Source organism: Acidimicrobiia bacterium (genome assembly GCA_041394025.1).
In the GTDB taxonomy this organism is placed as follows: Bacteria; Actinomycetota; Acidimicrobiia; order IMCC26256; family JAOSJL01; genus JAOSJL01.
In genome coordinates, this window is record JAWKJA010000004.1 from 362,957 (window position 1) to 384,171 (window position 21,215).

Annotated in this window: 22 protein-coding genes; 19 read left to right on the forward strand and 3 right to left on the reverse strand. The window is 70.9% G+C overall.

All coding sequences use genetic code 11. The features are described 5' to 3' along the window. The 9 genes from R3A49_13355 (at position 1) to R3A49_13395 (ending at position 8,238) form a co-directional block, all read left to right on the forward strand. On the forward strand, positions 1–996 hold the full coding sequence (locus R3A49_13355) for a DUF2520 domain-containing protein (GenBank protein MEZ5171711.1): 996 nt from the start codon (positions 1–3) through the stop codon (positions 994–996). Beyond that, positions 993–1,886: a pantoate--beta-alanine ligase gene (gene panC / locus R3A49_13360; protein MEZ5171712.1), complete on the forward strand. Its 894-nt coding sequence runs from the start codon at positions 993–995 to the stop codon at positions 1,884–1,886. Before R3A49_13355 ends, panC begins: the two co-directional genes overlap by 4 nt. 87 nt (positions 1,887–1,973) lie before the next feature. Then, positions 1,974–2,363, forward strand: a complete 390-nt coding sequence (locus tag R3A49_13365; protein MEZ5171713.1) for an aspartate 1-decarboxylase — start codon at positions 1,974–1,976, stop codon at positions 2,361–2,363. Positions 2,364–2,405: 42 nt separating this feature from the next. Next, complete coding sequence (gene nadB, locus R3A49_13370) at positions 2,406–4,064, forward strand: L-aspartate oxidase (GenBank protein ID MEZ5171714.1); 1,659 nt, start codon at positions 2,406–2,408, stop codon at positions 4,062–4,064. After that, complete coding sequence (nadC, locus tag R3A49_13375; GenBank protein ID MEZ5171715.1) at positions 4,061–4,909, forward strand: carboxylating nicotinate-nucleotide diphosphorylase; 849 nt, start codon at positions 4,061–4,063, stop codon at positions 4,907–4,909. The genes nadB and nadC overlap by 4 nt, the downstream gene beginning before the upstream one ends. Next, entirely contained in the window at positions 4,909–5,700 is a 792-nt protein-coding gene (locus tag R3A49_13380; protein ID MEZ5171716.1) for a type III pantothenate kinase, read from the forward strand. Before nadC ends, R3A49_13380 begins: the two co-directional genes overlap by 1 nt. A gap of 12 nt (positions 5,701–5,712) precedes the next feature. Further along, on the forward strand, positions 5,713–6,675 hold the full coding sequence (locus R3A49_13385; protein ID MEZ5171717.1) for an NAD-dependent epimerase/dehydratase family protein: 963 nt from the start codon (positions 5,713–5,715) through the stop codon (positions 6,673–6,675). Continuing rightward, positions 6,672–7,379: a hypothetical protein gene (locus R3A49_13390; GenBank protein ID MEZ5171718.1), complete on the forward strand. Its 708-nt coding sequence runs from the start codon at positions 6,672–6,674 to the stop codon at positions 7,377–7,379. The genes R3A49_13385 and R3A49_13390 overlap by 4 nt, the downstream gene beginning before the upstream one ends. Positions 7,380–7,392: 13 nt before the next feature. After that, positions 7,393–8,238 (forward strand): alpha/beta fold hydrolase, encoded by an 846-nt coding sequence (locus tag R3A49_13395; protein ID MEZ5171719.1) that lies wholly within the window; start codon positions 7,393–7,395, stop codon positions 8,236–8,238. A gap of 13 nt (positions 8,239–8,251) precedes the next feature. Here R3A49_13395 and R3A49_13400 read toward each other — a convergent pair whose 3' ends face one another. After that, positions 8,252–9,229 (reverse strand): polyprenyl synthetase family protein, encoded by a 978-nt coding sequence (locus R3A49_13400; GenBank protein MEZ5171720.1) that lies wholly within the window; start codon positions 9,227–9,229, stop codon positions 8,252–8,254. A 301-nt stretch (positions 9,230–9,530) separates the two neighbouring features. On the opposite strand from R3A49_13400, the gene R3A49_13405 reads away from it, so the two are divergent. The 5 genes from R3A49_13405 to R3A49_13425 all read left to right on the forward strand — a co-directional run bounded on the left by R3A49_13405 (position 9,531) and on the right by R3A49_13425 (position 16,274). Then, positions 9,531–12,020: an ATP-dependent Clp protease ATP-binding subunit gene (locus R3A49_13405; GenBank protein MEZ5171721.1), complete on the forward strand. Its 2,490-nt coding sequence runs from the start codon at positions 9,531–9,533 to the stop codon at positions 12,018–12,020. Between the two features lie 25 nt (positions 12,021–12,045). Beyond that, on the forward strand, positions 12,046–12,792 hold the full coding sequence (locus R3A49_13410; protein MEZ5171722.1) for a hypothetical protein: 747 nt from the start codon (positions 12,046–12,048) through the stop codon (positions 12,790–12,792). Positions 12,793–12,940: 148 nt separating this feature from the next. Further along, positions 12,941–14,332 carry a DNA repair protein RadA gene (gene radA / locus R3A49_13415; protein ID MEZ5171723.1) on the forward strand — a complete coding sequence of 464 codons (1,392 nt, stop codon included), beginning with the start codon at positions 12,941–12,943 and terminating at the stop codon, positions 14,330–14,332. Positions 14,333–14,490: 158 nt separating this feature from the next. Continuing rightward, entirely contained in the window at positions 14,491–15,537 is a 1,047-nt protein-coding gene (gene disA / locus R3A49_13420; protein MEZ5171724.1) for a DNA integrity scanning diadenylate cyclase DisA, read from the forward strand. A 44-nt stretch (positions 15,538–15,581) separates the two neighbouring features. Further along, complete coding sequence (locus R3A49_13425) at positions 15,582–16,274, forward strand: dienelactone hydrolase family protein (protein ID MEZ5171725.1); 693 nt, start codon at positions 15,582–15,584, stop codon at positions 16,272–16,274. 13 nt (positions 16,275–16,287) lie between these two features. Here R3A49_13425 and R3A49_13430 read toward each other — a convergent pair whose 3' ends face one another. Beyond that, a complete protein-coding gene (locus R3A49_13430; GenBank protein MEZ5171726.1) occupies positions 16,288–17,103 on the reverse strand; it encodes a metal ABC transporter ATP-binding protein in 816 nt (271 codons plus the stop codon). A gap of 70 nt (positions 17,104–17,173) precedes the next feature. On the opposite strand from R3A49_13430, the gene R3A49_13435 reads away from it, so the two are divergent. The 5 genes from R3A49_13435 (at position 17,174) to R3A49_13455 (ending at position 20,695) form a co-directional block, all read left to right on the forward strand. Beyond that, a complete protein-coding gene (locus tag R3A49_13435) occupies positions 17,174–18,079 on the forward strand; it encodes a metal ABC transporter substrate-binding protein (protein ID MEZ5171727.1) in 906 nt (301 codons plus the stop codon). A gap of 3 nt (positions 18,080–18,082) precedes the next feature. Continuing rightward, the gene (locus R3A49_13440; GenBank protein ID MEZ5171728.1) at positions 18,083–18,976 is read left to right on the forward strand and encodes a metal ABC transporter permease; all 894 of its coding nucleotides are present in this window, start codon (positions 18,083–18,085) and stop codon (positions 18,974–18,976) included. A gap of 95 nt (positions 18,977–19,071) precedes the next feature. Continuing rightward, entirely contained in the window at positions 19,072–19,734 is a 663-nt protein-coding gene (locus R3A49_13445; protein MEZ5171729.1) for an SCO family protein, read from the forward strand. Between the two features lie 23 nt (positions 19,735–19,757). Beyond that, on the forward strand, positions 19,758–20,300 hold the full coding sequence (locus R3A49_13450) for a copper chaperone PCu(A)C (GenBank protein ID MEZ5171730.1): 543 nt from the start codon (positions 19,758–19,760) through the stop codon (positions 20,298–20,300). An 11-nt stretch (positions 20,301–20,311) separates the two neighbouring features. Next, positions 20,312–20,695 carry a hypothetical protein gene (locus tag R3A49_13455; protein ID MEZ5171731.1) on the forward strand — a complete coding sequence of 128 codons (384 nt, stop codon included), beginning with the start codon at positions 20,312–20,314 and terminating at the stop codon, positions 20,693–20,695. 26 nt (positions 20,696–20,721) lie between these two features. On the opposite strand, the gene R3A49_13460 is transcribed toward R3A49_13455, so the two are convergent. Further along, positions 20,722–21,174, reverse strand: a complete 453-nt coding sequence (locus tag R3A49_13460; GenBank protein ID MEZ5171732.1) for a Fur family transcriptional regulator — start codon at positions 21,172–21,174, stop codon at positions 20,722–20,724. Positions 21,175–21,215 lie beyond the last annotated feature (41 nt).

Consider the following 21,215-nt stretch of genomic DNA (forward strand, 5'->3'; position numbering starts at 1 on the left):
TTGGATCGCAGCGACGCCGCGGCGCCCCGGCACGTGCCGGATGGTGCTGCCGCCTCCGGGTCGACGTCGACGTCCCCGTCCCGCGGCGCGGCGCGCCTCTTCGCCCTCGTTGGGCCCGGCCGCGCCGGCATGGCGGTCGCCATGGCGCTCACCGACGCGGGCTGGCGGTGCACCGACGTCGCCGGGCGCCGGCCCGATTCCCCCTCCGTGCGTGCCGCGGCACGCACCCTGGGTGCGCGTGCCGTCGGTGTCACATCCGTGGCGCGGCGCTGCGACGTCGTCGTCATCGCCACGCCCGACGGTTGCGTCGCCGAGGCCGCCTCCGCCCTCGCCCCCTCGGCCGGTCCCGGAGTTCTCCTGGTGCATCTCGCAGGGTCACTCGGCGTCTCGGTGCTCGACGACACCCTCGCGATCCGCCCCGACCTCCGTGCCGGAGCGCTGCACCCGCTCATATCGATCCCCACCGTTGCGACCGGGCGCCGACGCCTGGTCGGAAGCCGGTGCGCCGTGGCCGGCGACGATCACGTCGTGGATGTCGTCGCCGCACTCGGCGCCACCGCGTTCCCCGTCGACGACGCCGATCGTGCGATATACCACGCCACAGCCGTCGTTGCCTCGAACCACGCGGTCGCACTCCTCGGTCATCTCGAGCGGGTGGCGGACGCCGCCGGGCTCCCGGTCGACGAGTTCCTCCCCCTCGTACGCGACGCCGTCGACACGGTCGGCGAGGTCGGAGCAGCCGACGCGCTCACCGGCCCTGTCGCTCGTGGCGATGTCACCACGGTGTCGGCTCATCTCGATGCGCTGCCCGCCGACGAGGTGGCGGCCTACCGGTCGCTGGCGCGCGAGGCGCTGCGGCTCACCGAACACGGCGACGAGCCGGGTGCGCTCGACGCCCTGCTGGGCTCCGCGGCGGCGCCGACCCCCGCCGCCGTGGCCGCCTCGCCCGACACCGCGGGCGGCACCGGCGGCGTCCCGGCGGGTACGGGGTCATGAGGGTCGTCGAGAGGGTGGAGGAGCTGCGCGGGCTCTGCGACGCGGAGCGCGCCGGGGGCTCGGTCGTGGGCTTCGTCCCCACGATGGGCTCGTTCCACGACGGGCACCGGTCGTTGCTCCGCGCGGCCCGACGCGACACCGATGTCGTCGTGGCCAGCATCTTCGTGAACCCACTCCAGTTCGCCCCGGGTGAGGACCTCTCGACCTACCCCCGCAGCCTCGAGGCCGACACGGCCATGGCGACCGACGACGGCGTCGACATCCTCTTCGTCCCCCCGCCGCCCGAGATGTACCCGGTGGAGCCGGTGACCGCGGTCCACGTGTCCACACTCACCGACCGCCTGTGCGGGGCCTCGCGGCCCACGTTCTTCGACGGTGTGGCCACCGTGGTCACGAAGCTGTTCGCGATCGTCGGGCGCTGTCGCGCCTACTTCGGGCGGAAGGACTTCCAGCAGCTCGCCGTCGTACGGCGACTCACCGCCGACCTGAACCTGCCGGTCGACGTTGTGGGGTGCCCCCTCGTGCGCGACGTCGACGGTCTGGCGCTGTCGAGCCGCAACGCCTACCTCAGAGCCGACGAGCGGTGGCGGGCCACCGTGCTCTACCGCTCGCTGCTCTCGGTCACCGACGACATCGTCGCCGGGGAGCGTGACGCCACCGTCGTGCGCGACCGGCTCGGCAGGCTCATCGCGGGCGAGCCACGCGCCGAGCTCGACTACGCGGCCGTCGTCGACACCGACACGCTGGAGCCGATCGACCGGATCGCGGGCAACGTGCTGATCGCCTGCGCCGCGCAGCTCGGCGGTGCCCGCCTGCTCGACAACATGACCGTCGACCTCCGGGGATCCGACGTCGTCGTCGACGCCGGGACGCTGACGGTGGGTGTTTGACATGCCCGGAAGCAACGTCCACGCGGCCCCATTGGACACACCGCCGCGTTGTTCGACACCATCCGACCACCCGACAGGGAGCGACCTGTGTTGCGCACGATGATGAAGTCCAAGATCCACCGGGCAACCGTCGTGGGTGCCGATCTGAACTACGTCGGGTCGATCACGCTCGACCCCCACCTGATGGAGCTCGCCGACATCCGGGTGAACGAGCAGGTCCATGTTCTCGACATCGACAACGGTGAGCGTTTCGAGACCTATGCGATCCCGGGTGGCGCCGGCGACGTGGTCCTCAACGGCGCGGCCGCACGACTCGTCCACACGGGCGATCGCGTGATCGTGATCACCTACGCCGACTACGACGACGAGGAGCTCGAGGACTACGAGCCCCGTATCGTGCACGTCGACTCGCGCAACCGGCCCACGGACCCCGAGTTCCAGGCACTCGACCGCGAACTCCACGACCTCACCGGTTGAGGACGACCCACGGCTGACGCCGCGACGCCGTCGGAAGGCACCGTGGACGACGTGAGCGCGCCCGTCGACCTGCTCGTGCTGGGCAGCGGGGTCGCCGGGCTCTCCGCCGCCGTGCGCGCCGCCGATGCGGGGCTGTCGGTGATCCTCGTCACCAAGGCGGACCTGGGCGAGTCGACGACCCGCTACGCCCAGGGCGGCATCAGCGCTGCGATGGAGGAGCCCGACTCGCCGGAGCTCCACGTCGCCGACACCGTGGGCGCCGGGGCCGGGCTGTGCGATCTCGACGCCACGAGGATCCTCGCTGTCGAGGGGCCGCAGAGGATCCGGGAGTTGATCGACCTCGGAGCCTCGTTCGACCCCCTCAGCCCCGGAGACACCGGGTTCGACCGCGGCCGTGAAGGCGGCCACTCGGTGCGGCGTGTTCTCCACGCCGGCGGTGACGCCACGGGCGCCGAGGTGGAGCGCGCCCTCGTGGCCGCCACCCGGGCCCGTTCCGCCGACGTGCGCGAGTCGTGGTTCGCGACCGACCTGCTCGTCGACGGCGGCAGATGTGTCGGCGTGGCGGCCCTCGATGCCGACGGTGCGGCACATCGCATCCGGGCCCGGCACACGCTGCTCGCCACCGGCGGGATCGGCGCGCTCTACGCCGTCACGACGAATCCCGCACTCGCCACCGGCGACGGCCTGGCCATGGCGTGGCGCGCCGGCGCAACGTTGTGCGACATCGAGTTCGTGCAGTTCCACCCCACGGCCCTCCACCACCCGGTCATGCCGCGGCCGCTCCTGTCGGAGGCGCTCCGTGGTGAGGGCGCGCGTCTGCGAACCGAGTCGGGTGGGTTCCTCATGGACGACGTGCACCCGCTCGGCGACCTCGCCCCCCGCGACGTCGTGGCGACCGCCATCGCCGCCCGGATCGCCGAGGCCGGCGTCGACCACCTGTGGCTCGACGCCACCGGGGTCCCCGACGTGGAGAGACGGTTCCCCACGCTCGTGGCATCGTGCCGCTCGGTGGGTCTCGATCCGACGAGCGACTGGCTGCCCGTGGCGCCCGCCGCGCACTATCACTGTGGTGGCGTGGCGGTCGACGTCGACGGGGCGTCGACGCTGCCCGGCCTCTGGGCGTGCGGTGAGGCCGCCGCCAGCGGGGTGCACGGGGCCAACCGCCTGGCGTCGAACTCGCTCCTCGACGGGCTCGTCTTCTCCGCACGGTGCATCGAGGCCGTGGCGTCCGGTCGGGACGCCGCGGAGCCGACCGGCGTGCTCCGGGGGGCCCCTCGCCACATGCCGGGGCCGGTCGTGGACGGTGACCCGGGAGCCGGCGGCCCCGAGCTCGACGCGATCCGTTCGGCGATGACCCGTGGTGCGGGGGTGGTGCGCAGCGCGGAGAGCCTCGATGCCGTGGCCGAGGTCCTGGGCGCGACGGGCGTCGCGGCAACGGTCCCACGATCGGAACGAGCCGACCGGCCGATCGACGTTCGCCACGACGCCGAGCTCGCCAACGTGCGGACGACCGCGTCGCTCCTCGTGACGTCGGCCCGGCGGCGTGAGGAGTCACGGGGAACGCACCAGCGATCCGACCACCCCGAGACCCGCGACGCCTGGGCCGGGCGGCTGTTCGTCACGGCCGGGCGCGATCCCGAGTACGTTCCCCTTCCGCCGACCCCGACGCCTCCCCCCAGACCCTCCCGGAGTGGCCCATGAACGACTTCGACCCACCCGCCGGCATCGTCCACGACGTCGTGCGGCGGGCCCTCGACGAGGACTTCGGCGTTCTCGGCGACATCACGACCATCGCCACGGTCGAGGAGCACGCCGCAGGTCGCGCGACGTTTCGCGCCCGTTCCGCGGGAGTCGTCGCGGGAACACGCGTCGCCGCCGAGGTGTTCGCCCAGCTCAGCTCCGACGTCGACGTCGTCTGGCAGGCCCACGACGGCGACGAGGTCGAGCCCGGCACCGTGCTCGGCACGGTGAAGGGACCGCTGCGCCCGATCCTCGGTGGGGAGCGCACGTCCCTGAACTTCCTGTGCCACTGCTCGGGGGTGGCGACGGCGACACGGCGATTCGTGCGCACGGCGCGGGGCAAGGTGCGCCTCCGCGACACGCGCAAGACGCTCCCCGGCCTCCGTGCCCTCCAGAAGGCGGCGGTCCGTGCCGGCGGTGGCTTCAACCACCGGGAGTCGCTCTCCGACGCCGTGTTGATCAAGGACAACCACCTCACGCAGATGGCCCTCGAGGCCGCCGTCGACCGTGTCCGGGCGCGCTGGCCGGGGCGACCCGTCGAGGTGGAGTGCGACACGATCGAGCAGGTCGCCGAGGCCCGCCGGGCGGGCGCCGAGATCGTCCTGCTCGACAACATGTCGCCGACCGACGTTGCTGGATGTGTGGCCTTGATCGACGGCAGCGCCTACGTGGAGATCTCCGGGGGTGTCGATGTCGACAATCTCGGCGAGTACCTCAACACGGGGGCGGACTTCGTGGCGGTCGGTTCCATCACTCACTCGGCGCGCGCCCTCGACATCGGCCTCGACGTGGAGGTCGGTGGCTGATGCTGCTGGCGATCGACGTCGGGAACACCCAGACCGTCGTCGGGCTCTTCGACGACGCGGATCTCGTCGACCACTGGCGGATCACGACGACCGCCGAGCGGACCTCCGACGAGTTGGCGCTCATGATCCAGCAGTTCCTCGGGTTCCACGGGTTCTCGTTCGACGCCCAGATCGACTCGGTGGCGATCTCGTCGGGTGTCCCACGGCTCACGGCGTCGCTTCGTGACATGACCGAGCGCTACTTCGGCTTCAGTGCGCTCGTGCTGGAGCCGGGCGTCCGCACGGGCATGCCGATTCTCTACGACAATCCCAAGGAGGTCGGCGCTGACCGGATCGCCAACGCGGTGGCGGCCTACGAGTTCTACGGAGGTCCCACAGTCGTCGTCGACTTCGGGACCGCCAACACCGTTGATGCGGTGAGCTCCCGGGGTGAGTACCTCGGCGGCGCCATCTTCCCGGGCATCGAGATCTCCATGGAGGCGCTCTTCGGGCGGGCGGCGCTCCTGCGGAGGGTCGAGCTCGTTCCCCCGAAGAGCGTGATCGGCAAGTCCACGACCGAGGCCGTCCAGTCGGGAGCCGTCTACGGCTTCACCGGGCAGGTGGATGCGCTCGTGAACCGCTTCATCGGCGAGCTCGGGGAGGCCACGGTCGTGGCCACCGGTGGGCTCGCCGACCTGATCGCACCCGTGTCCACGACGATCGAGCACGTGGAGCCCTGGCTCACCCTCTTCGGCCTGCGGGTCGTGGCCGAGCGGAACCGCCGGTCCGGCACCGAGGGCGCCAGCCGGTAGGTTGAGGGACATATGAGGGTCCTCGTCACAGGAATGGGCGGGGAGCTCGGGACGCGTGTCGCCCAGCTCCTCGAGGAACGTGAGGAGTTCACCCGCATCGCGGGCGTCGACTTCGTCCCCCCGCGTCGTCGTCTCCACCGGTCCACGTTCAACCGCATCGACCCCCGCGACCGCGAGCGCCTCGTCGACTTCGTCACCGACCTCGCTCCCCAGGCGGTCGCCCACGTCGGCGTCTACGAGCCCGACGCCCGCAGCGGGCCCCGCGCGTCGGCGGAGCTCACCGAGGCGAGCGCGCTGGCCGCCCTGGGTGCGGCCGCCCGGACCGGCGAGCTCGAGCGCATCGCCCTGCGCAGCAGCATCGACGTCTACGGCCGGGGGCGCGGCCACGCCGATGTGCCCGACGAGACGATCCCGCCGGAGCCGCAGACGCACTTCGGCGCCGAGTGCCTCGCCGTGGAGGTCCAGGCCGCGGGCCTCGGGCGCCGCCACGGTGTCCCGGTCGCACAGGTTCGCCTGGCTCCCGTGGTCGGGTCCCACGTGCCGAGCCCACTCGGACGCCTCTTCCGCCTACCGGTCGTCCCGGTGCCCGCCACCGACGACCCGCCTTTCACGATGGTCCACCCCGAGGACGCCGCCCGTGCGATCGTCGCCGCGCTGCTCGCCGGCTACGACGGTGCCCTCAACGTCGTCGGAACAGGTGCCGCGAGCCCGTGGCAGGTCGCGCGTCTCGGGAACCGGGTTCCTTTCCCGGTCACCGGCCCCGGGTGGAGGGTCGCGGCGCGCGTCGCCGAGTTGGCCGGCGCTCCCGTTCCGAACCACGTCATCGACCTGCTCCGTCGTGGCCGTGCCGCCGACGGGACCCGCGCCCTGGCCGAGCTCGACCTCCCGCGCCCACGGCCCGTGCAGCAGATCTGCTCGGAGCTCTACGAATGGGCGACCGTCACGGCGCTGCGACCGACGAGGGCCGTCGCGTGAGCCCCGTCCACGCCGTGGCGTCCGAACCGGTCGGTCTCGCCACCCACGGCCTCGACCTCGACCGTGTCGGGCACCGTGTCCCGCTTCGCGACGCGCTCCGCCGCCGCTACACAGGTCAGTTCCCCATCGACCCGTTCGGCGGCGACCCTCTCGTCCAGGATTTCGCCGTACCCGTCGCGGAGTTGGCCGTGTCGGTCGATGTCGAGAACGTCGAGAACATCCCCTCGTCGGGCCCCGCCGTCCTGATCGCCAACCGCGGCTTCGGCGTGGCCGAGCCGGCGGTTCTCTCCGTGGGAGTCCGTCGAGACCGGTCCCGGCGTCTGCGTGTCGTCGGTATGCCCGAGCTACCGGGTGTCTTCCGCCTCGGCACCAAGCTCGGGATGATCAAGGGACACGCCGGCGACCTGCGTGCCGTGCTGCGCGCCGGCCACCTCGCGGCCGTGCCGCTCGGCCCCACAGGCCTGCGGTGCCGCGCGGGCGCCCTTCCGCCGACCGAGCTGCTCACGGCCGTGGTGGGTTACCGGGTCATCCCGGTCGCCGTGATTCCGGAGGGGCCGCTGGGTCTGCCGGCGCGGTCGTGGCGAGTGATCGTCGGCGAGCACGTCGAGCTCGACGACGTGTTCGGCGCCGGCGACCCGCTGGGCGCCGCCGAGCTGGCGGAGCTCGCCCGCCAGGCCGTCCAAGAGCTCATCGACGGTCGCTGAGGCGGTCGGGCCCGTGCACCACATCAGCGCCGCCGACGGAACGCCGATCGGATACGAGGTCTGGGGACGGCGCGACGGGGAGCCGCTCCTGCTCATCCAGGGCCTGGGCGTCGACGCGCGCGGCTGGACCATGCAACGCCTGGCGATGGGTCGCCGTTTCCGGTGCTACGCCGTCCACAACCGCGGTGTCGGGGCGACGAGTGCCGCCGAGCCGCCCTACAGCCTGTTCCAGATGGCCGACGACGCCGTGACGGTCCTCAACGCCGAGGGCGTCGAGTCTGCCCACGTGATGGGGGCGTCGATGGGCGGCGTGATCTCACAGATCATCGGGGTCCTCCACCCTGAGCGCACGCGCTCGCTGGTTCTCGCCTGCACGGCCAGCCGTCACCACGAGTGGAGGATCGAGCTGCTCCGTGAGTGGCGGGAGGCCGTCGCGACGAGCGGGATGTCGGCGTTGGCGGGGGACGGGCTGCGGTGGCTCGTCGGCCCTCGCGTCCACCGCCGCTTCGGGCTCTGGCTCAACCTCATCGGACGTCTGATCCTCAAGTCCGATCCCCGGGGTTTCGTGGCACAGGTCGACGCCATCCTCGCGATGTCCGACGACCTGCGCGACCGGCTCCACGAGATCCGGGTGCCCACGCTCGTCATCACAGGCTCGCAGGACTCCCTCACACCCGTGGGCGACGCCGAGGAGATGGCCGAGCTCATCTCCGCGGCCGAGCTCGACGTGGTCTCGGGTGCCGGTCACGCCGTCATGGCCGAGGCGGCCACCGCCTACAACCGGGCGGTCGTCGACTTCCTCCGGCGCGCCACCGGGGAGGATGACGCAGCGTCGCGGCACCGGGCCGCTGCGTCCTGAGCTCCCGCTTCCGTCACGACGCGCGATCGACGAGGTCCTCCACCAGGCGCCGGAGCCCGGCGCTGACCGTGGGATCGAGCGCTCCCGCCTCACCGAGTGCCTCGTCGGCCTTCTTGGCGTGCGAGCGGGCCACGTCGTAGGACGCCTCGACGGAGCCGTTCGAGGCCACGATCTCCCGTGCAGCGGCAACATCGTCGGCGTCGAGCGGCCTGCCGAGGAGGTCACGTAGTCGAGACGAGTCACGGAGCGCGTAGATCACCGGAAGCGTGTAGATGCCCTCGACGAGATCCTGACCTGCGGCCTTGCCGAGTGTCTCGTCGGTGGCCGTGAGGTCGAGGACGTCGTCGACGATCTGGAAGCACATCCCCACGTGACGCCCGAACGCGGTGACGGCGTCGAGGTCGTCATCGGGCAGGTCGGTCACCATTCCCCCGATCCGACACGCCGTCGCCATCAGCGACGCCGTCTTCCCGTCGATGGATGACCGGTAGCTCTCCTCCTCCCGGTCGACGTCGAAGAGGTGCTGGAGCTCGAGGACCTGCCCCCGGCACAGGTCGCCGATGGTGGAGGCCAGCAGGCCGGCAACGTCGGCGCCGAGTGACGCCGCCAGCTCGGAGGCCCGCGCGAGGAGGAAGTCACCGGCGAGGATCGCCACGATATTGCTCCACCGGGCGTTGACGCTCGCCACGCCCCGGCGCGTGCCCGCCTCGTCGATGACGTCGTCGTGGTAGAGCGACCCGAGGTGCACGAGCTCCACGGCGGTGGCGCCCGTCACAGCGTCGTCGGACACCGCCGCCTGCCCTGTCGTGGCGGCGTAGGCAGTGCAGAGAGTGAGTGTCGGCCGCAACCGTTTACCACCCGCAGTGACCAGGTGAGCGGCGGCGTCGTCGAGGATGCGCCCGTCGGCCGCCACATTGTGCTGAAGGACCGTTTCGACCCGGACCAGATCGCCCGCGAGCGGGTCGAGACCCAACGTCTCGGCGAGCTGCATCCCGTGAGAATACCCAAGGGTGGGGAACAACGGTCGAGCCGGGGTTGTTGACGTTCTTCCGGCTGTGCGGCGGCATAGCCGTCAACTCGGGTCGTCGCCCGCCGATGAGTGACGACGGGTCGCAGAGTGCGACCCGTCGCTGTCCCGCCACGCCGGTAGACTGGATGCACAGCGCCCGGTCCGTGCGGTCGGCCCCGAGGGGTCGCAGCCGACGGCCCGGTCGTTTGCGCATCACAGCCGGCTGGGCGGGCCGGCAGCACGGGACAGCCAGCACCAGACGACGACGAGAGGCGGTTGAGAGGTGTTCGAACGCTTCACCGATCGGGCCCGACGGGTCGTGGTACTCGCGCAGGAAGAGGCGCGGCTGCTCAACCACAACTACATCGGCACCGAGCACATCCTGCTCGGTCTCATCCACGAGGGCGAGGGCGTGGCCGCCAAGTCGCTCGAGTCGCTCGGCATCTCGCTCGAGGCCGTGCGCGCCCAGGTCGAGGAGATCATCGGCCACGGCGGCTCCGCCCCCTCGGGCCACATCCCCTTCACGCCGCGGGCCAAGAAGGTCCTCGAGCTCTCCCTGCGCGAGGCGCTCCAGCTGGGCCACAACTACATCGGTACCGAGCACATCCTCCTCGGGCTGATACGTGAGGGTGAGGGAGTCGCCGCGCAGGTCCTCGTGAAGCTCGGCGCCGACCTCTCGCGCGTGCGCCAGCAGGTGATCCAGCTGCTGTCGGGCTACGCAGGCGGCAAGGAGGGCGCACCGGCCGGTGGCGGCTCCGGTGAGCAGCAGCAGTCGGGCTCGCTCGTGCTCGACCAGTTCGGCCGCAACATGACCCAGCTCGCCCGCGAGAACAAGCTCGACCCCGTCATCGGCCGCAAGGACGAGATCGAGCGCGTGATGCAGGTGCTGTCACGGCGCACGAAGAACAACCCGGTGCTCATCGGCGAGCCCGGCGTCGGCAAGACCGCCATCGTGGAGGGCCTCGCGGCCGACATCGTCGAGGGCAAGGTCCCCGAGACACTCGAGAACAAGCAGCTCTACACCCTCGACCTCGGAGCGCTCGTGGCGGGCAGCCGCTACCGCGGCGACTTCGAGGAGCGCCTCAAGAAGGTCCTGAAGGAGATCAAGACCCGCGGCGACATCATCCTGTTCATCGACGAGCTGCACACGCTCGTCGGTGCCGGCGCGGCCGAAGGTGCCATCGACGCGGCGAGCATCCTCAAGCCGATGCTGGCCCGCGGCGAGCTCCAGACCATCGGTGCCACCACGCTCGACGAGTACCGCAAGCACCTCGAGAAGGACGCAGCGCTCGAGCGTCGCTTCCAGCCCATCAAGGTCGAGGAGCCGTCGGTCACGCACACCATCGAGATCCTCAAGGGCCTGCGCGACCGCTACGAGGGCCACCACCGGGTCACCATCACCGACCAGGCGATCGTGGCGTCGGCCAACCTGGCCGACCGCTACATCTCCGACCGTCACCTCCCCGACAAGGCCATCGACCTCATCGACGAGGCCGGCTCACGCCTGCGGATCCACCGCATGGAGGCGCCGCCCGACTACCGCGAGCTCGAAGACGAGATCGCCCAGGTGCGCACCGACAAGGAGGGCGCCATCGAGGACCAGCAGTTCGAGCGTGCCGCGTCGCTGCGCGACCGCGAGAAGGAACTGCTCGAGTCACGCTCCGAGAAGGAGAAGGAGTGGAAGGCCGAGGGTGTCGACCTCTTCAACGAGGTCAACGAGGAGTCCATCGCCGAGGTCCTGGCACTGTGGACCGGCATCCCCGTCTACAAGCTCACCGAGGAGGAGACCGCCAAGCTGCTGCGGATGGAGGACGAGCTGCACAAGCGCATCGTCGGCCAGTCCGACGCTGTCCACTCCGTGAGCCAGTCGATCCGTCGCACCCGGGCCGGCCTGAAGGACCCCAAGCGACCGTCGGGATCGTTCATCTTCCTGGGGCCGTCCGGTGTCGGCAAGACCGAGCTCGCCAAGACGCTCGCGGAGTTCCTCTTCGGTGACGAGGCATCGCTGATCCAGCTCGACATGAGCGAGTACATGGAGAAGCACACCGTGTCGCGCCTCGTCGGCTCGCCTCCCGGGTACGTCGGCTACGACGAGGGTGGCCAGCTCACCGAGGCCGTGCGCCGCAAGCCCTTCTCGGTGGTGCTCTTCGACGAGATCGAGAAGGCCCACCCCGACGTGTTCAACGCGCTGCTCCAGATCCTGGAGGACGGCCGTCTCACTGACGCGCAGGGCCGCACCGTCGACTTCAAGAACACCGTCATCATCATGACGTCCAACCTCGGCACCGCCGACCTGCGCAAGGCCAACGTGGGCTTCGCTGCCGCCGACGAGGCCGTCACCTACCAGAAGATGAAGGACAAGGTCACCGAGGAGCTCAAGGCGCACTTCCGGCCCGAGTTCCTCAACCGCCTCGACGAGATCATCGTGTTCTCCGAGCTCAGCCAGGAGGAGATCATGGAGATCGTCGATCTCCTCACCGTGCGTGTCAAGGAGCAGATCCAGAGCCAGGGTCTCGGCCTCGAGCTCAGCGACGCCGCCAAGAAGCTGCTCGCCGAGAAGGGCTACGACCCGCAGCTCGGCGCGCGGCCGCTGCGCCGTGCGATCCAACGGATGGTGGAGGACCCGCTGTCGGAGAAGATTCTCTGGAAGGAGTTCAACGCCGGCGAGACCATCGTGGTCGACGTGGAGGACGACGACATCGTCTTCCACGCCATCGAGGGCATCGAGCTCCCGCCGCCCGTCGAGATGGCCGGCACCGACTCCGAGAGCTGACCGTCCGTCCGCCACACTGTCGGGCGTGCTCCGCTCACGCCCCCGACTCCTCTGTGCGTTCGGCGCGCTCGCGTTGCTGCTCGGCGCGTGCCGTGTCGACGCCGTCGTGTCGGTCGAGATGAGCGACGACGGCAGCGGCACCGTCCGTGTCGCCGTGGCGCTCGACGCCGACGCCGTGGCCGCAGCGGAATCGGGTGGTGGCACGCTCGAGGACCGCTTCCGGCTGGCCGATCTCACCGACGCCGGATGGAGCGTGGGCGGATGGGAGCGTTCCGACGACGGTTCCGCACGGATCGAGATCGCGCACGCCTTCGGGACACCCGGGGAGGCCGGCGAACTCGTGGAGAGCCTGAACGGTGACGTTGGCCCGGTGCCCGAGCTCACGCTGGAGCGCTCGGAGTCGCTGCTGGAGACGACGTTCACGGCTGACGGCGTGGTCGACCTGGCAGGGGTGACGGCCGGCGTCACGGCCGACGAGGAGCTCACCGCCGCCCTCGAGGCCGCGGGCGCCGATGCGGCGGCCGTCGACCTCAGCCTGTCGGCGGCCGCACAGCAGAACCTGGCTGTGGCGCTCGAGGTGGAGTTTCCCGACGGCTCCACCGAGGTGGTGGCCGCCGAGCCGGGCGAACGCGTCGAGCTGTCGGGCTCGGCGTCGGTGCCCGACTCCGAGCGCATCACGCTGCTCATCGTGGCGGCCGGCCTGGTGGGCCTGGCCGTCGTCGTCGTGGTGGTGGGCCGCGGCCTCGACCGCCACCGCCGCAGCCGCCGCTGACGGTCCAGCGGGACCGTTCTCGCACGCTGGGTGTCGATCCACCCGCAGTCCGTGGCGGATCGGTTCCGCGGAACCGCCTTTGTCCACAGGCCACGGTCCCACGGGACCGCAGGCATGGGTGTCACACCGGGCTGGGAGCCTGCCCGGCATGGCGAAGAGCAGGGACGTCCACAGGTGTGCGGAGTGCGGGGCAACCTCGCCCCGGTGGCTGGGGCGGTGCTCCCGGTGCGAGGCGTGGGGAACGCTGGAGCCGGTTCCGGCACCGGCACCCGACACCCCGCCCGGCGGTCGGGCCCCGGGCACTGACGGCGCCGAGCCCGTGATGCTCGACGACGTCGACGTGTCGGCATCGATCCCGTTCTCCACCGGAGTCGGTGAGCTCGACCGGGTTCTCGGAGGCGGGCTCGTGCCGGGCTCGGTCACGCTGCTCGGTGGCGAGCCGGGCGTGGGCAAGAGCACACTCGTTCTCGAGGTTCTCGGGAACGCCGGCACCCCGGGGAACCCGGCGCTGCTCCAGTGCGGGGAGGAGTCGCCGGCACAGGTCCGCGGGCGCGCCGAGCGCCTGGCCGTGTGCACGACGAATCTCATGGTGCTGGCCGACACCGACGTGCACTCGGTGTGCGCCCGCGCCGAGGCGCACGACGTGGCGCTCCTGGCCGTCGACTCGATCCAGACGCTGCGCTGCGCCGACAGTCCCGGAGCCCCGGGCACGCCCGCGCAGGTCCTCGCGTGCGCCCAGGTCCTCGTCGAGTACGCCAAGCGGACGGGCGTGGCCGTCGTGCTCGTCGGCCACGTCACCAAGGACGGTGACGTCGCAGGGCCACGCGCCCTCGAGCACGTCGTCGACACGGTGCTCCACTTCGAGGGAGACCGTCGCCACTCGCTGCGGATGTTGCGCGTCCGCAAGCACCGCTTCGGCGGCACCGACGAGCTGGGATGCTTCGAGATGCGCTCCGGTGGTCTCGTGGCGCTGGCCGACCCCTCCACACGCCTGCTGGAGGGACGGCCACTCGGCGTTCCCGGGTCGGTGGCGGCCGCCGTGCTCGACGGGTCGCGACCGCTGCTCGTGGAGGCCCAGGCGCTCGTGGCTGCCCCCATTGGGCCGCCCACGCGGCGCTCGTCGGGCCTCGACACCACGCGGGTGGCGCTCGTCACGGCCGTGCTCGAGAAGCTCGAGGGTGTCAGCGCGGCCGGCAGCGACGTCTTCACCACCGTCACCGGTGGCATCAGCGTGAACGACCCGGCGTTCGACCTGGCGCTGCTCATGGCGCTGGCGAGCGCCGTGATGGAGAAGCCCCTCGACCCGCGCACGGTCATGGTCGGTGAGGTGGGCCTCGCCGGCGAGATCCGCCCCGTCCCGCGCATCGAGCAACGCGTCCGCGAAGCCGTCCGGCACGGGTTCGAGGCGGCGGTCGTGCCTGCGCCCGTTCCACCGGAGCTGGCCCTGGATCCGCGTCTCGACGGTTTCGAGCTCATCGGTGTCGCCTCGATCGCCGAGATCGTGGGCGTGTTGACCACGACCGATCTCCGAGCGGTCTGACCCCTCTGCGGCCCGCTCCGGCCCGTCACGCGGCCGGGCGCATCTTGCTAGGGTCCCAGCAGCTTCACAGTCACGGACCGCAACGCCGACAGCACACGAACAACGACATCAGAGGCCGCGAGGGAGGCGACCAGGTGGTGGACACGGGCTCCGAGGGGATGCTCGACGCTCTGCGCCTCGTGGCGCCCGGTACGCCGCTGCGCGACGGCATCGACCGTATCCTCCAGGCCCGCATGGGCGCTCTCATCGTCGTGGGTGACGGGCCCGACGTGCTCGGCATCTGCTCGGGGGGCTTTCTCCTCGACGCCGAGTTCACGCCGCAGCGCCTGAGTGAGCTGGCCAAGATGGACGGCGCCATCATCCTCGCCGCCGACTCGTCCCGGGTGGCGCGCGCCAACGTCCACCTGGTGCCCGATCCCGACATCCCCACCAGCGAGACGGGAACGCGCCATCGCACCGCGGAACGGGTCGCACGCCAGATCGACGTCCCGGTGCTCACGGTGTCGGAGGACATGTCGGTGGTGGCGATCCACCGGGCCGGGGGAAAGCGCACGCTCGCACCCATCCCGCGTGTCGTCGCCCGCGCCGAGCAGGCGCTGCAGATCCTCGAGCGTTACAAGCGGCGTCTCGACACCGTCAACCAGTCGCTGTCGGCTCTCGAGGTGGAAGACCTCGTCACCGTGCGCGACGTCGTGGCCGTGCTCCAGCGCGCGGAGATGGTGCGGCGCATCGCCGCCGAGATCGAGGACTACATCGTCGAGCTGGGTGCCGACGGCCGGCTCGTCCAGCTCCAGCTCGAGGAGCTCTTCCACGGCGTCGAGGCCGAGCTCCGCCTCGTCGCCCAGGACTACTTCGTGGCGTCCGCCGACTGGGACCTCGAGAAGGTCACGGCCGTGCTCGCCGACCTCGACACCGAGGAGCTCCTCGACGCCGCCGCGGTGGCCGAGGTCCTGCACCTCGCTGCCGACGTCGATCTCGAGAGCAGCCTCCAACCCCACGGCTACCGGCTCCTCAGCAAGATCCCGCGCCTGCCCGAGGGTGTCGCGGAGAAGGTCGTCGACCGCTTCTCCAACCTCCAGAAGCTGATGCGGGCGAGCGTGTCGGATCTCGTCGAGGTCGATGCCGTCGGCGAGACGCGGGCCCGCGCCATCAAGGACGGGCTCTCGCGCCTGGCCGAGTCGTCGATCCTGGAGCGGTACGCGTAGTGGGGTTCTGCGCCGAGGGCGGCTCGGCGGCCACGGTGGAACGGGTGGGTCTCACGGCTCCCGACGTCGTCGTCGACGCGATCCACGCGGCGCCGGCGGAGGTGCCGCCGTCCTTCGGCGTCGTCGTCCATCCCGACATCGGGGGCGTGCGCCCGCTCTTCGACGAGATCTGCCGGCGCCTCGCCACACACGGGGCCGCCGTGTGCGCCCCGGAGCCCTTCGCACGGGTCGCGGCCGCCGAACGTGAGGGAGCGGAGGTGGAGTCCCGCATGGCGTGGGTGTCGGGCCTCGACGACTCCAACCAGGTGGGCGACCTCGCGCGGGCCGCCGACTTCCTCGTCGACGCGCACGGCCCGTTACCGGTGGGGGTCATCGGCTTCTGCATGGGCGGCCACTACACCTACAAGGCAGCGACCGCCGGACGGTTCGGCGCGGCGGTCTCCTGCTACGGCATGATCCGCACGCCCGACGACTGGCAGGGACCCGGTCACGCCGAGCCGCTCGGGATGCTCGCCGACGCGTGCCCGACCCTGGCCATCATCGGCTCGGCCGACCCCTACACGCCACCCGACGACGTCGAGGCCCTGCGTGAGGTCCTCACCCCCGAACGCGGGCACGAGATCGTGGTCTACCAGGGTGCCGAGCACGGCTTCGTGCACGATCCCGACCGGGACGCTCACCGTCCCGACGACGCCGCTGACGTGTGGAGCCGCGCTCTGGCCTGGCTGCACCCCTGAGCAGCGCTCGTCCCTAGCGGGAATGCTCGCTCTGACCGTCGTCGTCGTGGTGCGTGCCGTGGCCGTGCTCGTCGAAGACGTGCGCTCCCGGCGCGGCGACGGATGCCGTGTCGGCCGCCACGAGCCCGCCGTGGAACGCGGCGGACAGGTTGTCGGTCGTGAGCACCTCGTCGGGGGTGCCCTCGGCGACGAGCCGGCCGGCCAGGAGGGCGACACGGTCGGCGTGTCGCGCCTCGTCGAGGTGGTGCGTCGAGAACACGACGGTCGTGCCGCTCGTCGTCTCGTCGGAGACCACGTCGAGAATGCGCTGCCTGCTCGGTGGGTCGAGGCCGGTGACGGGCTCGTCGAGGAGCAGCGTCGAGGGCTCCTGGACGAGTGCCTGTGCCACGAGCACGCGTTGGCGCTCGCCGCCCGACAGCGTCCCGTAGTCGCGTCGCAGCAGGTGGCCGACGCCCAGGCGTTCCGACGCCTCGCGGACAAGGCGCCGGTCGTGCCGTGTGAGGCGCCCGAGCAGGCCGGCGCGCCGGTAGCGTCCCATGCGCACGACCTCCGACACCGTCAGCGGGATCCAACGGTGTTCGTGGCGGCGCTGGAGCACGTAGGCCACGGGCCTGCACGCCGGGTCGACGCTGACGTCACCCGTCGTCGGCTCGACGAGCCCGGCCACCGAGTCGAGGAGGGTCGTCTTGCCCGACCCGTTGGCCCCGACGAGGGCCGTGGAGGTGCCGCCGGCGAGCGTCAGCGTCACGTCCCGTAGGGCAGGGTGCCCGTCGTGGCCGACCGTCGCCGACCGGAGCACCACCGCCGGAGCACGTCCCCGGCTGTTCACAGGGAATGATTCTTACTATCATTGAGAACAATTCTCAAGTTGGGCGGACAGCGGACAGGCGGGAGCCCCCGTGCACCCACATCGGATCCTCGTCGCGGCACTGCTCGCGGTGACCCTTCCCGCCACCGCCTGCTCGCCGGAGGGCGACACCGGTGGCGGGGGCCCCACGGTCGTCGCCACGACCGACATCTGGGCCGACGTCGCCTCCCACGTCGCCTGCGACGGCCCGGCCGAGGTCACGGCGCTCATGCCGACGGGCGCCGACCCGCACGAGTTCGAGCCGTCGCTCGCCGACCGGGGCCGACTGGGCGAGGCCGACCTCGTCGTCGCGAACGGGCTCGACCTGGAACAGGGCCTTGCATCGTCGTTCGACGACGTCCGCGCCGATGGGGTGCACGTGTTCCGCGCAGCCGATCACGTCGATCCGGGCGACGGCCGGCTTGCCGGAGATCCTCACATCTGGCTCGACCCCGCGAGGGTCGCCGATGCCGCCGAGGCCCTGGGCGACACGCTCGTCGACGATGTCGGTCTCGACAGCGACGCCGTCGACGCGTGCGTCGAGAGCTACACGGCCGAGCTGGACGCGCTCGACGCCGAGATGTCGGACATCCTGGAGGCGGTCCCGGCCGACCAGCGGCTCCTCGTCACCAACCACGATGCATTCGGCTATCTCGCCGACCACTTCGGCTTCGAGATCGTCGGCACCGTCATCCCCTCGACGTCGTCACTCGCGGAGACCAACCCGGCCGACATGGCCCGCCTCGCCGACACGATCGACGACACCGGAGTACGAGCCGTCTTCACCGAGGCGGAGCTGTCGAGCGCCGACATCGACGCGCTGGCCGGTGAGGTCGGTGGGGTCGAGGTCGTCACGCTGCTGGCGGGGTCGCTCGGCGACGAGGGCTCCGGTGCCGACACCTACGTCGGGCTCATGCGGTCGAACGCGCAACGCATCGCCGACGGGCTGGGCGGATAGGTCGTGGAGATCCTGACGGACCCGTGGGGGTGGTGGGTCCAGCCCTTCACCGACAACCCCTTCATGGTGCGTGCCCTGCTGGCCGGCGTCCTGGTTGCGGTCTGCACCTCGGTGGTGGGTGTGTGGGTCGTGCTCCGGGGCATGGCGTTCCTCGGTGACGCTCTGGCGCACGGTGTGCTCCCGGGCATCGCCATCGCCTTCATCCTGGGCGTCAGCACGACGGCCGGAGCGGTCGTGGCGGCAGCCGCCATGGTGGTCGGTGTGAGCCTCATCAGGAGCCACTCGCCGCTTCCCGACGATACGAGCATCGGCGTCCTCTTCGTCGGGATGCTCGCCCTCGCCGTGGTCGTGATGAGCTCGGGTCCGGCGGGGAGCTCCGGCGACCTGAACCGGTTCCTCTTCGGGTCCATCGCCGGCGTGGGTGTGGACGACCTCCGCGGTCTCGCGCTGGCCGCGCTGATCACCCTCGCCGGGGTCGTCGTGTTCCACCGGGCCCTGGTCGTGACGACCTTCGACGATACGTTGGCGACGTTGCTCGGCCTGCGACCCCGTCTCACCCACCTCGCTCTGTTGGCCCTCGTGACCGTCGCGATCGTCGCCTCCTTCAGGACTGTGGGGAGCCTTCTCGTCTTCGCGTTCCTCATCGCGCCGCCTGCGTCGTCGGCGATGCTCGTGCGGCGCGTCCCGGCCATCATGGCCACGGCGGTCGTGCTGGGATCGTTCGCGGCCCTCGTCGGTGTGCTCGTGAGCTTCCACCACGACACGGCGACGGGGGCCACGATGGCGCTGGTGTCGGTCGGAATCTTCTTCTGTGTCCTGACCGGCACCGGTGCCCGTCGGGCGTGGGCCCGCCGTCGCGAGCGCACCGGTGCGAGGTCGGCGGTGGCCTCCACCTAGCCTCATCGGTGGTGCGGCACGGGGCTCCTCTGCCGGGCGGGTGAACCCGGTCCCCGGACCCGCGTCGACCGCTGGACAGGACCACCGTGATGGAGATGGACCGTCGTTCGAGACTGTGGATCGTGCCGGTCATGGTGGGCCTGCTCGCCCTCACGGCCTGCGGTGGCGACGGCTCGGCAGCGGGTCGGAAGCTCTCCGGAGCCGTCCGGGAGCCCGCGCCCGTGGTCAGTGCCACGACACTCGACGACGCTCTGAACGACAACGCACCGGCGTCGCTCATCCCCGAGCCCGGCGACATCCTGCTCGTCTACTTCGGGTACACGTACTGCCCCGACATCTGTCCGACGACACTCGCGACACTGTCCCGCGCGCTCGACGATGTCAGCGACGACGAGCTCGACCGTGTCGAGGTGGCAATGGTCTCTGTCGACCCCGAACGTGACACGCCCGAGGTGCTCGCCGACCAGGTCGACCACTTCCTCGACGGTGTCCCGAACCGGCTGGCGCTTCGTACCGACGACCCGGCCCGACTCGAGGAGGTCACCGACTCGCTGGGTGTCGTCGCCACGAAGGAGCCGTACGGCGACGGGCCCGACGAGTACGAGATGGCCCACTCGGCGCAGGTGTTCGCCATCAACTCGGACGGTGAGGTCGTGGTGGAGTGGACCTTCGGCACCGAGTCCGGACCAATCGCCCGCGACATCGAGACGCTGCTCGCCGATGAGGCGGCCGCAGATGAGAGCGCACGATCGAATTGACGACGACAAGGAGAAACACGGACATGGCAACCAGGAAGTTCACACGCATCATCGCTGTCGTGGGCGTCGCGATCCTCGCGTTGGCCGCGTGTGGCAATGACGACTCGACGTCGTCGGATTCCGCCGCGACGACGACAGCCGGTGAGGCCTCCGAGGGGCCGTCGATCAGCGATGCCTGGGCCCGGAGCACGCCTGACGATGCTGCGCGGACGGCCGCGTACCTGACGGTCGAGTCCGACGAGGCCGACGAGATCGTCGGAGTGTCCGTGCCGAGCGACGTCGCGGCCATGGCGGAGCTCCACGAGACCGTCACCGGGGCCATGGAGGACGGCGAGGGCATGGACGATGAGGGCATGGGGAACGGCCACGCCGACGGAGCCATGGCGATGCAACAGGTAGACGCCATTCCCGTTTCGGCGGGAACGACATCGCTCGAGCCGGGCGGCTATCACGTCATGCTGATGGATCTCGCGAAGCCGCTCACCGACGGTGAGAGGTTCGAGCTCACGCTCGACTTCGAGCGAACGGGTCCGCAGACGGTCACCGTGACTGTTCGAACCGCGTAGACGCGGACACCGTGCCGCAGGAACCCGCATCGAACGCCTGGAAGATCCAGATCGCCGTCGTCACGGTTCTCGCACTGGTCCTCGTGGGCGGTGGCGCATGGCTGTTGGCACGGGACGACGACAATCCGACGACGCACTCGTTCGTCGTCCCCCCGGGGGCGTCGGCGCAACTCGAGGAGGACCCCGACCTGTCGTTCTTTCCGCGCCGTCTCGAGGCGAGTGTCGGCGACGAGATCGTGATCGAGAACAACGACGCCGTTCTCCACACCGTCGGCCCGTTCACTGTCGACGCCCACCAGACTCTCCGACTGGACCTCGACACCCCCGGGACCTACTCGGGTCTGTGCACCCTGCATCCCGACGGCGAGTCGGAGATCGTCGTCGGTGTGTCGTAGACGTCGACCGGGACGGTGCTGCCGTCCTACCCGCGCCCGTCGGAGCCGCGGCAGCGCCGGCACACACCCACGAGGTCGAGCCGGTGGTGGTGTGTACGGAAGCCCGTGGCCTGATCGATGTCGTCGACGGCGCGGTGCACGGAGCTCTCGAGCGCGGTGGTGGCCGGGACGTCCTCCACCGATCCACAGTCGAGGCACACGAGGTGATGGTGGTGGTCGGTGAGGTCCTCGGCCAGTTCGTAGCGGGCGTGGGTACCGTCGGTGACGACCCGGCGTACAGCGCCCGCCTCCTCCAGCACCAGGAGGTTCCGGTACACGGAGCTCTGTGCGAGCGTCCGGTCGGAATCGAGGATCTGGGCCATGCTCACGGGGTGCTCCGCGCGGTCGAGAACCTCGACGACGGCGCGGCGGTTGGCCGTGAACCTCTGGTCCACCGCCCGCAGACGCGCTGCCACCTCGGCGTCGAGCTCGTTGTCCACAGAGCGAGGATACCGAGGGTGCAGGGCCACCCGACGCGCCG